Raw genomic sequence first — 12995 nt, 5'->3', positions numbered from 1 at the left:
GGTCATTCGAAAAGGCTCCCGACCGGCAGCGGCACGCTGAGCGCGTAGGCAAAGGCGGCGTAGATGAGTGCGGTCAGCACGGCGGCGATGGCGGCGTTCGCGATCAGGTTGCGCCGTCCCATCAGCCACATCAGGCCGAACAGGTAGATCGGAGTCGCGATGGCGTAGCCGACGAACTCCATGGCGTACAGGCAGACGGCGGTCGCGACGATGCCGATGGCCACGGTGCCGTAGCTGATCTTCGGCCCGACCTGCGCCGGATCGTCCGGGGGAGCGGCGGGCGCCCGCAGCGTGTTGAAGACCAGGATCGCGCACAGCACCAGCAGGGCCACGGCGAAGATGATCGGGAAACGGGCGGGGCCGACGTCGGTTTCCAGCATGGTCGGCGGGAAATCACCCGCGACGATGATGGCGGCGACCGCGACGGCCATGACCAGGGCGGCGATGACCAGCGTGGCAAGGCGGTCCTGCGGACGCAGGCCGACCTTGCCGCCCGGAGCGGGAGCGTTGCTCATAAATGAATCTCCTTCGGACGCCCGGCGGCCCGAAGGCCGCCGGGGACACGCCGGGGATGCGGCTTGCGTGAACGGCAAGCCTTACTTGGACAGGCCGATCTGCTTCATCAGCACCTTGAACATCTCGGCATCCTTCTCCATGGCCACCTTGTACTCCGGGCCGTCGAGATAGGCGTAGCTGAGGTTCATCTTGGCCAGCTGATCGCGGAAGCCCTGCTCCTCGACCGCCTTCTTGGAGGCCGTGCGCAGCGTCTCGACGATGTTCGCCGGGGTCTTCTTCGGAACGACGATGCCGCGCCAGGTGGCGACCGTCACGTCGATGCCCTTCTCCTTCAGCGTCGGGGCGTCCGGGAACGCCTTGGAGCGCTGGTCGTCCATCACGGCCAGGATGCGCAGCGTGCCGGCGGCGACGTGGCTGGACACCTCGGCCGGGCTGACGCTGACAGCCTCGATGTGGTTGCCGAGAAGTGCCGTGACCGCCGGGTTGGCGCCGTCATAGGGGATGTGGCTGAACTTCAGGCCGGACTTGGTCGCCAGGGCCTCGGCGGCGAGGTGCCAGATGGCGCCGGTGCCGGAGTTGCCGATGCGGACCTTGCCCGGATTCTCCTTGGCGTAGGCCAGGAACTCCTCGATGGTCTTCCACGGCGCGCCGGCGTTGACCGTGATGGCGCTCGGCTCCGCGTTCAGGCGGGCGATCGGCGTGAAATCATCGGCCGTGAAGCGGGCGACGCCGAGGTTCGGCAGGGTGGTGATCTCCACGGTGCCCATGCCGATGCGGTAGCCGTCCGGACGGGCGGCCATGATCTCCGACAGGCCGACGGCGCCGCCGCCGCCGGTCTTGTTCACCACGCCGACCGACTGCGGCAGGTGGCGGTTCACGGCGTCCGCATAGGCGCGGGCCACGAGATCGGTGCCGCCGCCGGCGGCGTACGGAACGATCAGCTCGATCGCCTTGGTCGGGTACTCGGCGGCCTGCACGGCGACCATCATGGTGGCGGAGGTCAGCGCGCCGACGACGGCGCCGGTGACGAAACGATAGCCCTTCATGAACGTTCTCCCTGGAAAATTGCTTGTGATGGTGAGGGGGGAGGAAGACCGCGGCGCGTTCTGCGACCGGCCGCGGCGTGATGCGCTGTTGCCGTGGGTTCTGTCAGCGCGGGTTCAGGCGCCGCCACGCGGCGACGAAGGCGTCCGCCCGGACGCCGACCTCGGCGGCGGACAGGCCCGGCGCGTAGAGCGCCGATCCGAGCCCGAAGCCGGCCACGCCGGCCTCCAGGAACGGCGCCATGGTGTCCGGGGCGATGCCGCCCACGGGCAGCAGGCGGGTGCCGGCGGGCAGGATCGCGCGCATCGCCTTGATGATGCGCGGGCCGACCAGCTCCGCCGGGAAGATCTTCAGGGCGTCGGCCCCGGCTGACAGCGCTGCGAAAGCTTCCGTCGGCGTGGCGATTCCGGGCAGGCTGACCAACCCCGCGGCCTTGGCGGCGCGGATCACCGCCGTGTCGGCGTGCGGCATGACGACCAGATCGGCCCCGATCTCCTTCAGCCGGGCCACCTGCTCCACCGCCAGGACCGTGCCGGCGCCGACCAGCGCGTCGCGCGGCAGCAGCCGGCGGACGGCGGCGATGCTGTCGAACGGATCGGGCGAGTTCAGCGGCACCTCGATCATGCGGAAGCCGCTGTCATAGAGCGTCTGCGCGACGCCTTCCGCCTCCGCGGGGGTCAGCCCGCGCAGGATGGCGACCAGCGGCAGGGCGGAAAAGGCGGCGTCGAAGCGGGCCTTCAGGGATTCATCGGACATGGTCGTCACTCCCCCGCCGGCGCGATCAGGCCGGCGGCAACGGCAAACTGGAAGAGCCCACGCGGGGCGGTGTTCTCAAGCCGGTCGGTGGGCTCGACGCCCAGCAGCTCCAGGCCGCGCACATAGCGGCGGCAGAGCGCGCCCTCGCCGATCAGCAGAAGCGGACGGCCCTCGTGCAGCTCGTTGCGCATGTGGCCGAGGCCGGAGACCAGCTCGTGCCCGATCAGCAGGCCGGACAGGTAATCCTTCAGAAGCTCCGCTGGCATGCGGCGGGTGATGCCGAGCGTGCGCGCGGCGAAGATCTGGTGCGTGAAGTCGCCCGGCCCGCTGGCCTGCGCCGCCCGCACGCCCTCGGCGAAGGCGGCGTCGGACTCGGCCTCCGTCGGGGCGGCGTCCGCCGGCATCAGCCGGCCGAGGATCGAATGCTTGCACAGCACGGCGAAGGTCTCGCCGGTCATGTAGGTGGAGAAGCGGATCATGCGCCCGCCGATGATCTCCACCCATTTGGAATGGGTGCCCGGCAGGACCATGCAGGCGTCGCGGCCCCAGTCGGAACGGTCGGCCAGCACGCCGGCGATCTGGATCTCCTCGCCGCGCAGGATGTCCGGCGGGCCGCTCGGCGGGTCGTAGAGGACACCCGGCGCGATCAGGATGCGGGACCCCGATGCGCTTTCCACCGGGATGGCCTGCGAGGCCAGGGTGGTCGTGTCGGCGGGGCAGCGGACATAGGGGGCCTCGCGCCAGCCCTGGGCGCTGCCGACCATGCCGCCGGCCACGACCGGCAAGCCCGGATATGCTGCCAGCCAATCGCCGCACAGGTCGGTGAAGGCCTGCTCGAAACCGGTGATGCCCGGCATCGGCAGGTTCTGGATGCCGTGCGCGTTGGCGCGCTGGTCCAGCACCCGCCCGTCGCGGTCCATCAGGAAGCCGCGCAGGCTCGACGTTCCCCAGTCGAGGGCGATCAGCGATGCCCCGACGCCCGTTCGTCCCGTTTCCATCCCAAATCCTTTGAAATCGCGTCGGCGACCGCCCGGACCATGGGTCCGAGCTCTGCCATCCGTTCGTCCGGCATGTAGGGCACGGCGCTCGCCACGCTGATGGCGGCGACGACCTGATTGCGGACGTCACGGATCGGCGCGCCGACGCAGCGGATGCCGATTTCGTTTTCTTCGAGGTCGAAGGACCAACCGCGGTCCACATAGGCGGCCAGCCGGGATTCGAACTCCGGCCAGGGCGCCAGCGGGGGCCGTTCCGGCGCCGCCGCGGTCAGGCGGAGCGCTTGGTCGTACAGCTCCGGCCAGCGCTCGCGCGGCAGGCCGAGGAGAAGCGCCTTGCCCAGCCCCGTGGAGGCCAGAGGCATGCGCAAACCGATGCGCGACCGCATCTCCAGCCCGCGCGTGTTCGGAATCTTGTCGAGGTAGAAGACCTCCGCCCCCTCGACGACGCCGAGATGGACGGTGTCGCCGGTCTGGCGGGCCAGCTCTTCGATGTGCGGGCGGGCGATGGCGACCAGCGGGCGCTGCTCCAGCGCGCGCATGCCGAGCGCGATCAGCTTCGGCCCCAGCAGATAGCCCTTGTAGGGCACGTGGTGCAGATAGCCGTCCTGGGTCAGGCTGTTGAGCATGCGGTGGGTGGTGCTGCGCGGCGTGCCCAGCCGGGCCGCGATGCCCTTCACGTCACCGATGCCCGCCGCCACGCATTCCAGGAGGGCGAGGCCGCGCATCAGCGTCTGGGTTCCGGACGCCTGCGGCTTCTCCGGCGACGCTTGTGCATCGAGCGGATTTGCTCCGATGCCGGCCATATCCTCCCTCCCGCGTTGTTGTCCGATATCTGGCATATCAGTTTCCACCACTTTATGAAGGTGTACGTAGTGTGTCAAATAAATAAATCATCGTCCATATAGTGGGACATTTTCGGTGCAGAACAGCCTTGCCCTGACGCCTGGGCAGCCGTCTTGATCGCGGCGTTACCCCTGCCCATCTGTTTCCTTGAGGCGACCGGGGCCGCGCATGGTGCGGGCCACACAGGCCGTCTTCCCGCGCCTTTGCAAAGGGCGGGAACCATAACGAACGGAGTGCCTGATGGACTTCGGTCTGTTCACCGACCGCGCGCGCGGCGTCATCCAGGCCGCGCAACTGGCGGCTCTCGCCGGACGCCACCAACAGCTCGTCCCCGAACATCTGATGAAGGCTTTGGTCGAGGATGCCGACGGCGTACCCGCCAAGCTGATCCGCGATGCCGGCGGCGACCCCGAGCTTTTGAAGACCGCCGCCGAGGAAACCCTGAACCGCCAGACCCGCGTGGATGGCGAAGGGCCGCACCCGATCTTCATGTCCCCGGCGCTCGCCGGCGTGCTTCAGAACGCCGTCGAAACGGCGCGTGGGGCCGGCGACAAGTTCGTCTCTCCCGAACGGCTTCTCGAATCGCTGGCCGCGCAGGGCGGCAGCACCCGCGCGCTGTTCCACCGCGCCGGTGTCGATCCCGCGGTGCTGGTCGAGGGTGTCGAGTCGTTGAGCAGGAACCGCCCCGCCGACCGGCAGGAGGATGCCCAGATGGGCGAGGCGCTCGCCAAATACGCCCGCGACCTGACGGAAGAGGCGCGGCAGGGCCGTCTCGACCCGGTGATCGGGCGCGACGACGAGATCCGGCGGACCATCCAGGTCCTGGCCCGGCGCACCAAGAACAACCCCGTCCTGATCGGCGAACCCGGCGTGGGCAAGACCGCCGTGGTGGAGGGTCTGGCCCAGCGGCTGGCCTCCGGCGACGTGCCGGAGGGGCTGAAGGACCGGCGCGTTCTCGCGCTCGACCTCACCGCCCTGCTGGCCGGAGCCAAGTTCCGCGGCGACTTCGAGGAGCGGCTGAAGGCCGTCCTGTCGGAGGTTCAGCAGGCGGCGGGCCGCATCATCCTGTTCATCGACGAGTTGCACTCGCTGATCGGCGCCGGCCGCACGGACGGCGCGATGGACGCCGCCAACATGCTGAAGCCCGCGCTGGCGCGCGGCGAGCTGCGCTGCGTCGGCGCCACCACGCCGGACGAGTACCGCAAATACATCGAGAAGGACGCGGCGCTCGCCCGCCGCTTCCAGCCGGTGAACGTCGATGAGCCGTCCGACGAGGACGCCGTGTCGATCCTGCGCGGCATCAAAGGCAAGTACGAGGTGCACCACGGCGTGCGCATCGCCGACGCGGCGGTGGTCGCGGCGGTGCAGCTCTCCGCCCGCTACATCGCGGACCGCCGCCTGCCCGACAAGGCCATCGACCTCGTGGACGAGGCGGCCAGCCGCCTGCGCATGGCCATCGACAGCAAGCCGGAGGCGCTGGACGCCGTCGGCCGCCGCGTCGCCCAGCTGAAGATCGAGCGCGAGGCCCTGAAGGCGGAGCCGGACGTCGCATCCCAGGAACGGCTGCACAAGCTGGAGGCCGAACTGGCGGTGGACGAGGCGAAGCTGACCGCCATGGAAGAGGAATGGCGCGTCGGCCAGTCCCGCCGCACCGAGGGACGCCGCCTGAAGGAGGAGCTGGACCAGGCCCGCACCAAGCTGGAGCACGCGCAGCGCGACGGCGACTGGGCGAAGGCCGGCGAGCTGGCCTACGGCGTCGTTCCCGATCTGGAGAAGCGTCTGGCCGAGGCCGAATCCCGCGCCAACGCGGAGCGGGAGGAGGTCACGGCGAAGGACATCGCCGCCGTGGTCACCCGCTGGACCGGCATCCCGGTGGACCGCATGCTGGACAGCGAGCGGCAGCGGCTGAAGGGCATGGAGGACCGGCTGGCCGAGCGCGTCGTCGGTCAGGCGGAGGCGGTGCGCGCCGTGTCAAAGGCGGTGCGCCGGGCGCGGGCCGGTCTGAAGGACCCGAACCGCCCGACCGGCTCCTTCCTGTTCCTCGGCCCGACCGGCGTCGGCAAGACGGAGCTGGCCAAGGCCCTGGCCGCCTTCCTGTTCGACGACGAGACCGCGGTCACCCGCGTCGACATGTCGGAGTATATGGAGAAGCACTCCGTCGCCCGCATGATCGGCTCGCCTCCGGGCTATGTCGGGTATGACGACGGCGGCACGCTGGCCGAGAAGATCCGGCGCCGGCCCTATCAGGTCGTCCTGCTGGACGAGGTGGAGAAGGCCCACCCGGACGTGCTGAACGTGCTGCTCCAGGCGCTCGACGACGGGCGGCTGACCGATGGGCAGGGCCGCACGGCGGACTTCCGCCACGCGATCCTGATCATGACGTCGAACCTGGGGGCGGACGCCCTGACGGCGCTCGGCGAGGACGACAGCCTGGAGGGCGCTCGGGTCGAGGTGATGGACGCGGTGCGCCGCGCCTTCCGGCCGGAGTTCCTGAACCGGCTGGACGACGTGCTGATCTTCCGCCGGCTGGGGCGCGAGCAGATGGCCCACATCGTGGACATCCAGCTTGCCCGCGTCGCCGACCGTCTGGCGGAGCGCGGCCTGTCCCTGACCGCCGACGACGCGGCCCGCGCCCGGCTCACCGACCTCGGCTGGGACCCGGCCTTCGGCGCCCGTCCGCTGAAGCGGGCGGTGCAGAATCTGGTGGAGGACCCCATCGCCGAGCGGTTGCTGGACGGCGAGGTGGACGAGCGCTCGACCCTGCACCTGTCGGCGCGGGACGGCCGCCTGACCCTGGACGGCGTTCCCGTCGAGGAGGACCGCGCCACCGGCTTCAAGGCTCCGGAACGTCCGCCGCTGGGCTTCGCCCTGACGGGCGGCGGCGGACGCAGCGCCGCGGTCCACTGACCGGCAGCGCCGGTCCCCTCCCCGGCCCTCCCCCGCGAACGCAGGGGAGGGTTAGGGAGAGGGCCAGCGGTGGCGGAACTCCAACTCCCGCTCCAGGAAGCGGGCGCAGCGCAGTAGCCGGTCCTCCTCATAGGGGCGGGCGATCAGTTGCAGGCCGATGGGCAGTCCGTCGGCCGTCCAGCCGCAGGGGATCGACAGGCAGGGGAAGCCGATCAGCGACACCGTGTAGGTGATCGCCAGATAGTCGATGATGGTGGACAGGCGGAAGCCGTTGATTTCCGTCACGTCGCCCTGGGCGTTGGGGAAGGGCGGCACGCTGGCGCTCAGCGTCATCAGGATGTCGTGGTCGCGGAAGAAGGCGGCGAAGCGGCGGTACAAAGCGCTGCGCTGGGCCTCCGCCCGCAGATAGTCGGCGGCGCTCAGCCCCTTGCCCCGCGCGATGTTCCAGGCGACCGACGGGCTCAGCCGGTCGCCGTCCTGCTCCAGCGTACGGCCGTAGGTGTGGAAGATGTGCGCGGCGCGCAGCGTGCCGAAGGCGGCGCCGGCCTCCCGGCAGTCGGGCGTGGCCTCCACGAAGTCCCCGAAGCGGCCCTCCAGCCCGCGCATCACCGCCTCGAACCGCTCGGCCAACCCAAGGTCGATCAGGGCGGAGCCGAGGTCCGTGCTCCAGGCCACCCGCAGCGACATCGGGTCGAGCGCATCGAGGTCCGGCACCGTCCATTCCGGCACGGGAAGGGAGGTCGGGTCGCGCGGGTCCGGCCCGCTGACCGCGGCCAGAGCCAGCGCGGCGTCGGCCACGTCGCGGGCGAGGAAGCCCTGCGTCGCCAGCCCGTCCCAGGCCAGCGCGCGGCCCGGGCTGGGGATGCGTCCCGGCGTCGGCCGCAGCCCCACCACCCCGCAGAAGCTGGCCGGCGTGCGCACCGAACCGCCGAAGTCGGTCCCCTGGGCCAGCGGCACCAGCCCGGCCGCCACCGCCGCGGCGCTCCCGCCGCTCGACCCGCCGCTGGTCTTGTCGAGGTCGTAGGGGTTGGCGGTCGGCCCGCACAGCTCGTTGCCGGTGATGGCGCCGAAGCCGAACTCCGGCGTGTTGGTCTTGCCCACGACGATGGCGCCGGCCGCCTTCAGCCGGGCGACGCTGAGGTCGTCGGTGTCGGGGATCAGATCGGCGTAGAGGGTGGAGCCGTAGGTGGTGCGCAGCCCCGCCGTCAACGTCAGGTCCTTGATGCCCACCGGCACGCCATGCAGCGGGCCGAGCGGCCCCCCGGCCTCGACCCGCCGGTCGGCCGCCTCGGCGGCGGCGAGCGCGACGTCGGGAGCGACGGTGATGAAGGACTTCAGCCGGCCGTCCAGCGCCGCGATGCGCTCCAGGCTCGCCGCCACGAGGTCGCGCGCCCGGAAGCGGCGGTTGCGCACGCCCGCCGCCATCTCGGCGGCGCTGAGGCGGAACAGGTCGGGTGTGCTCACGGGCAAGGTCTCCGGTTGCGGCGGGCGGAGTTTAGAACAGCAGGGTTTAGAACGGCAGGACCGGGGCGGGCGAGCCCTTGGGGCGCGCCGGGGCGGGCAGACCGCAGGGCAGGAACTCGCCGCGGCCCGGCTCGGCCAGCAAGGCGCCGTCGCGGCAGATCACGTCGCCGCGGGACAGCGTGACGACCGGCCAGCCGGTGACCTCGATCCCCTCATAGGGCGTGTAGTCCACATTGTGGTGCAGGATGCCGTTTGTGATGGTGACCTTGCGCGACGGGTCCCACAGGGCGATGTCGGCGTCCGCCCCCACGGCGATGGTGCCCTTGCGCGGGTGCAGGCCGTACATGCGGGCGGGGTTGGCGGCAGTCAGCTCGACGAACCTGGTCAGCTCCATCCGGCCCTTCATCACGCCCTCGGAGAACAGCAGCGGCAGCCGCGTCTCGACGCCGGGGATGCCGTTGGGGACGCAACGGAAGGGCGCCTGCTCGCCATGAACCTTCTTGCCGCTCGGCCCGTCGAAGCGGAAGGGCGCATGGTCGGAGGAGAAGATTTGGAAGGCGCCGCCGGTCAGCCCGTCCCAGATCACCTTCTGGTTCGCGGCGTCGCGCGGCGGCGGCGAGCAGACGCACTTGGCACCCTCGAACCCGTCTCCGCCCAGGTCGTCGGCGGTCAGGAACAGGTACTGCGGGCAGGTCTCGGCGTAGATGCGCAGGCCGCGTCCCTGCGCCCAGCGGATCTGCTCGACCGCGTCGGCGCCGGAGACGTGGACGATCAGGATGGGCACGTCCACCAGCTCCGCCAGGGAGATGGCGCGGTGGGTGGCCTCGCGCTCCGCCACGCGGGGGCGGGAGACGCCGTGGAAGTAAGGGGCGGTCTGGCCGGCGCGCTCCAGCTTCTCGGTCAGCCAGGCGATGCAGTCGGCGTTCTCCGCGTGCATCATGACCATGGCGCCCTCGGACCGGGCGATGTCCAGCACCTCCAGAATCTGGCGGTCGTTCAGCTTCAGCGCGTCGTAGGTCATGTAGATCTTGAAGGACGTGTAGCCCTCGCGGATCAGCGCCGGAAGCTCCTGGCCCAGCACCTGCTCGGTGGGGTCGGTGACGATGAGGTGGAAGGCGTAGTCGATCAGTGGCTTGCCGGCAGCACGGCGGTGATAGTCGTCCACCGCGGCGCGCAGCGTCTTCCCCTTCTCCTGGCAGGCGAAGGGCAGCACGGTCGTGGTGCCGCCGAAGGCCGCGGAGCGGGTGCCGGTCAGGAAATCGTCGGCCATGACCGACTCGTCGCCGGTCGGCTGGTCGAAATGGACATGCCCATCCACCCCGCCCGGCAGGACGAGCAGGCCGGCGGCGTCGATCTCCTCCCGCCCGGCGGCCAGCCCGTCGCCCAGCGCGGCGATCCGCCCGCCGCGCACGCCGACGTCGGCCTTGAACACGTCCGACGCGGTCGCGACCGTGCCGTTGCGGATGACCAGATCGAAGTTCATCGTCGTTTCTCCCATCGTGACGCACTTGCCCCCACCCCGGCCCTCCCCCGCTGGGCGGGAGAGGGAGTTTGGTCCCCTCCCCTGCGTTAGCGGGGGAGGGTTAGGGTGGGGGCAATCCCCCCTCAGCCATGCAGTTCGCGGAACAGGCTGCCCCAGCCCTCGACGCGGCGGGTGTCCACGCCGGTCATGCGCAGCGCCTTCCACACCACCGTGGACACCGTGTCATAGACGGGGATGCCCAACGCCTTCTCCATGCGCTCGGCCACCGGGGCGCCGCGCATGTTGGTGCAGATGATGGCGATGGCTTCCGGCTTCGCCTCCGCGACCTCCATACACATCCGCTCGATGGTCTCCTCACTCACCTCGGAGAAGGAGAAGTTGCCGCGGTCGTTGAGGTGCCGCTCCGCCACCACCTCGAAGCCGGCGGCGTTGTAATTGGCGACCATCTTCTCCTGGATCTCGTCCAGATAGGGGCTGACGATGGCAAAGCGCTTGCGCCCCGTCGTCTCCAGGATCTCGTTCAGCGCGAGCATGGAGGTGCAGGCGGGAATGCCCGTCTCCGCTTCGATGGAGGCGCAGAGCTTCTCGTCGGCCGCGAAGCCCAGCCAGCCGGCCGAGGTGCCGTTCCAGCCGATCACGTTCAGCCGGGCATCGGCCAGCAGCCGCGCGGCGTCCAGGAAGGGCGCGTCGGTGAACTGGTCCAGCGCGGCGGCGCGCAAGGAAATCTCCTTCACCGTGAAGCGCCCGAAATGGGCGGTCACCTCCGGCAGGCCGCTCAGCATCGCGGAGGTGACGGGCTCCAGCACCGTGTTGGAGGAGGGGGTCAGCATGCCCAGAAGGACGCGGTTGCTCATAGCCATGGTTCTTTCGGTCAGGCGCGCGCCCAGAGCGCGCGGGCGGCCTTGTCGGCCTCGGTGCAGATCTCGTTCAGGTCGGCGCGGACGGGGCGCCCGTCCTCGACCAGCGTTTCGCCGTCCACCAGCACCATTTCCACGTCGCGCCCCTGCGCGGTGTGGACGAGCGTGCCGAGCGGGTTCATCAGTGGGCGCAGATGCGGGCGGCGGGTGTCGAAGACGACGAGGTCGGCCTTCTTGCCCACGGCCAGCGTGCCGATCTCGTCGGCCATGCCGACCGCCCGCGCGCCGCCCAGCGTCGCCATGCGGAAGACGTCGGCGGGCTGCCACGCAGCGGTGACCCCGCCCTGTTGGATGCGCGCGGTGGCGAGCGCCCAGCGCATCGCCTCGACCATGTCGCCATGCTGGGTGTCGGTGCACAGCGCCAGATTGACGCCCGCCTCCTTCAGCTTCGGCGTCGGCGCCAGCCGGCCCGAGGCGGCGTTGCATTTCGGCACATGGACCGCGTGCGCCCCGGCGCGGGCGAGCCGCGCGATGTCGGCGTTCTCGACATAGAGGCAGTGGGTGGCGAGCAGCCGGTCGTTCATCAGCCCGCATTCGTCCAGCAGTTCCGCCGGGGTCAGGCCGGTGGACGCCTTCACCCGCTCCACCTCCACCCGGCTCTGCGCCAGATGGGTGTTGACGCGCATGGAGCGGGTCGCGGCCTCCTCGGCGAGGGTGCGCAGGAAGGCGGGGGAGCAGGTGTCCGGCGCATGGGCGGCCATCTGCACGCGGATGCGCCCGTCGTTGGCGCCGTTCCAGCGGTCGTGCAGGTCCAGCGTCCGCAGCAGCAGGTCGCTGCCGATGGCCGGGTCGAAGCGCCATTCGCCCTGGGCCACGCGGGCGAAATCCACGTCGTGGACGCGCCAGCTCGCATGGACGCGCAGGCCGAGGTCGGCGATGGCGTCGAGCGTCGCGTCGGCGTGGACGAAATGGTCGCAGATCAGCGTGGAGCCGGAGAGCAGGGCCTCCACCGCGCCCAGCCGGGCCAGCGCGCGGGCTTCCTCCGGCGTGGCGTCGGTGCCCTTGGGCACGCCCGGGGTGTAGGAGGGGGCGAAGCCGAGATCGGCGGCCACGCCGCGCACCATCACCAGGACGGCGTGCAGGTGGGCGTTGACGAAGCCCGGCGTCACCACCCTCCCCGGCAGATGCCGGACCTCGGCGGCGGCGGGCAGCCCCTCCGCTTCCGGGGCGAGATGGACGATGCGCCCGTCGCGGATGCCGATGGCGGCGTCCTCGACGACGCTGCCGACCGCCTCTCCGGTCAGGGCGGTGACGCCGGTCAGCAGCAGGTCGAGCCGGCCGGTCACGCGACGGCGGCCTGCCGTTGCTGCATGCCCTCCTCGCGGATCAGGTTGAGGATGTGGCGCTTGTGGTCGTTGAAGCGCGGGCCGGTGGTGTCGCGCGGGCGCGGCAGGTCGAGCGCGATCAGCTCACGGATGCGGCCCGGACGGCTGGTCATCACGGCGACGCGGGTGCCGAGCACCAGCGCCTCGTCCACGCTGTGGGTGACGAAGACGACGGTGCAGCGCTGCTTCTGCCAGATGGCGACCAGCTCCTCCTGCATGTCCATCTTGGTCTGGGCGTCGAGCGCCGCGAAGGGCTCGTCCATCAGGATGACCTGCGGGTTGAGCAGCAGGGCGCGGGCGATGCCGACGCGCTGGCTCATGCCGCCCGACAGCTCCGCCGGGAAGTGGTTCTCGAAGCCGCGCAGACCGACCATGTCGATGTATTCCTGGGCGGCGTCGCGCCGGTCGGCCTTGCGCCAGCCCTTCAGGCGCAGGTGGAAGGCGACGTTCTCCCACACCGGCAGCCAGGGCATCAGGTTGGCCTGCTGGAAGACCATGCCGCGGTCGGCGCCGGGGCCGTCCACCAGCTTGCCGCCCACCGTCACGGTGCCCTCGGTCGGCTTCTCGAAGCCGGCGATCATGTTCAGCAGCGTGGACTTGCCGCAGCCCGACGAGCCGAGCAGGCAGAGGAACTCGTTCTGCTCCACCGACAGGCTGACATCGTCGATGGCCAGCAGGTCGCGCTTGCGCTTGGCGTCGCGGAAGATCTTGGTGATGTTCTGAAGGTCGATGGAAGCCATCG

The 12995-nt window shown here is 70.6% G+C and carries 11 protein-coding genes; 1 reads left to right on the top strand and 10 read right to left on the bottom strand.

What is annotated here, in order from left to right:
* Window positions 1-2: 2 nt before the first annotated feature.
* From JJL56_RS11695 to JJL56_RS11675, 5 genes are all read right to left on the bottom strand, one after another.
* Window positions 3-515, bottom strand: a complete 513-nt coding sequence (locus JJL56_RS11695; RefSeq protein WP_145624486.1) for a tripartite tricarboxylate transporter TctB family protein — start codon at window positions 513-515, stop codon at window positions 3-5.
* Between the two features lie 81 nt (window positions 516-596).
* Window positions 597-1562, bottom strand: a complete 966-nt coding sequence (locus JJL56_RS11690; RefSeq protein WP_145624488.1) for a Bug family tripartite tricarboxylate transporter substrate binding protein — start codon at window positions 1560-1562, stop codon at window positions 597-599.
* Between the two features lie 103 nt (window positions 1563-1665).
* Window positions 1666-2316, bottom strand: coding sequence for a 2-dehydro-3-deoxy-6-phosphogalactonate aldolase (locus JJL56_RS11685; protein ID WP_200485210.1), 651 nt, complete (start codon window positions 2314-2316; stop codon window positions 1666-1668).
* 5 nt (window positions 2317-2321) lie between these two features.
* Entirely contained in the window at window positions 2322-3314 is a 993-nt protein-coding gene (locus tag JJL56_RS11680; protein WP_200485209.1) for a 2-dehydro-3-deoxygalactonokinase, read from the bottom strand.
* Entirely contained in the window at window positions 3278-4117 is an 840-nt protein-coding gene (locus tag JJL56_RS11675) for an IclR family transcriptional regulator (protein WP_145624495.1), read from the bottom strand. The genes JJL56_RS11680 and JJL56_RS11675 overlap by 37 nt, the downstream gene beginning before the upstream one ends.
* A gap of 280 nt (window positions 4118-4397) precedes the next feature.
* Here JJL56_RS11675 and clpB point away from each other — a divergent pair, with 280 nt between their 5' ends.
* The gene (gene clpB / locus JJL56_RS11670) at window positions 4398-7064 is read left to right on the top strand and encodes an ATP-dependent chaperone ClpB (protein WP_200485208.1); all 2667 of its coding nucleotides are present in this window, start codon (window positions 4398-4400) and stop codon (window positions 7062-7064) included.
* 51 nt (window positions 7065-7115) lie between these two features.
* Here the strand turns inward: clpB and JJL56_RS11665 are convergent, their stop codons facing one another.
* The 5 genes from JJL56_RS11665 to JJL56_RS11645 form a co-directional block, all read right to left on the bottom strand.
* Entirely contained in the window at window positions 7116-8528 is a 1413-nt protein-coding gene (locus JJL56_RS11665) for an amidase family protein (RefSeq protein WP_200485207.1), read from the bottom strand.
* A 46-nt stretch (window positions 8529-8574) separates the two neighbouring features.
* A complete protein-coding gene (gene hydA, locus JJL56_RS11660) occupies window positions 8575-10011 on the bottom strand; it encodes a dihydropyrimidinase (RefSeq protein ID WP_145624500.1) in 1437 nt (478 codons plus the stop codon).
* Window positions 10012-10133: 122 nt separating this feature from the next.
* Complete coding sequence (locus tag JJL56_RS11655; protein WP_200485206.1) at window positions 10134-10865, bottom strand: maleate cis-trans isomerase family protein; 732 nt, start codon at window positions 10863-10865, stop codon at window positions 10134-10136.
* 17 nt (window positions 10866-10882) lie between these two features.
* The gene (locus JJL56_RS11650; protein WP_200485205.1) at window positions 10883-12214 is read right to left on the bottom strand and encodes an amidohydrolase family protein; all 1332 of its coding nucleotides are present in this window, start codon (window positions 12212-12214) and stop codon (window positions 10883-10885) included.
* Window positions 12211-12993, bottom strand: coding sequence for an ABC transporter ATP-binding protein (locus tag JJL56_RS11645; RefSeq protein ID WP_145624506.1), 783 nt, complete (start codon window positions 12991-12993; stop codon window positions 12211-12213). The genes JJL56_RS11650 and JJL56_RS11645 overlap by 4 nt, the downstream gene beginning before the upstream one ends.
* Window positions 12994-12995 lie beyond the last annotated feature (2 nt).

Origin of the sequence: Azospirillum aestuarii (genome assembly GCF_016632405.1) — a bacterium.
GTDB lineage: Bacteria > Pseudomonadota > Alphaproteobacteria > Azospirillales > Azospirillaceae > Azospirillum > Azospirillum aestuarii.
Note: the sequence above shows the minus strand (reverse complement) of the source record. Positions and strands in the feature narration are given on the sequence as shown.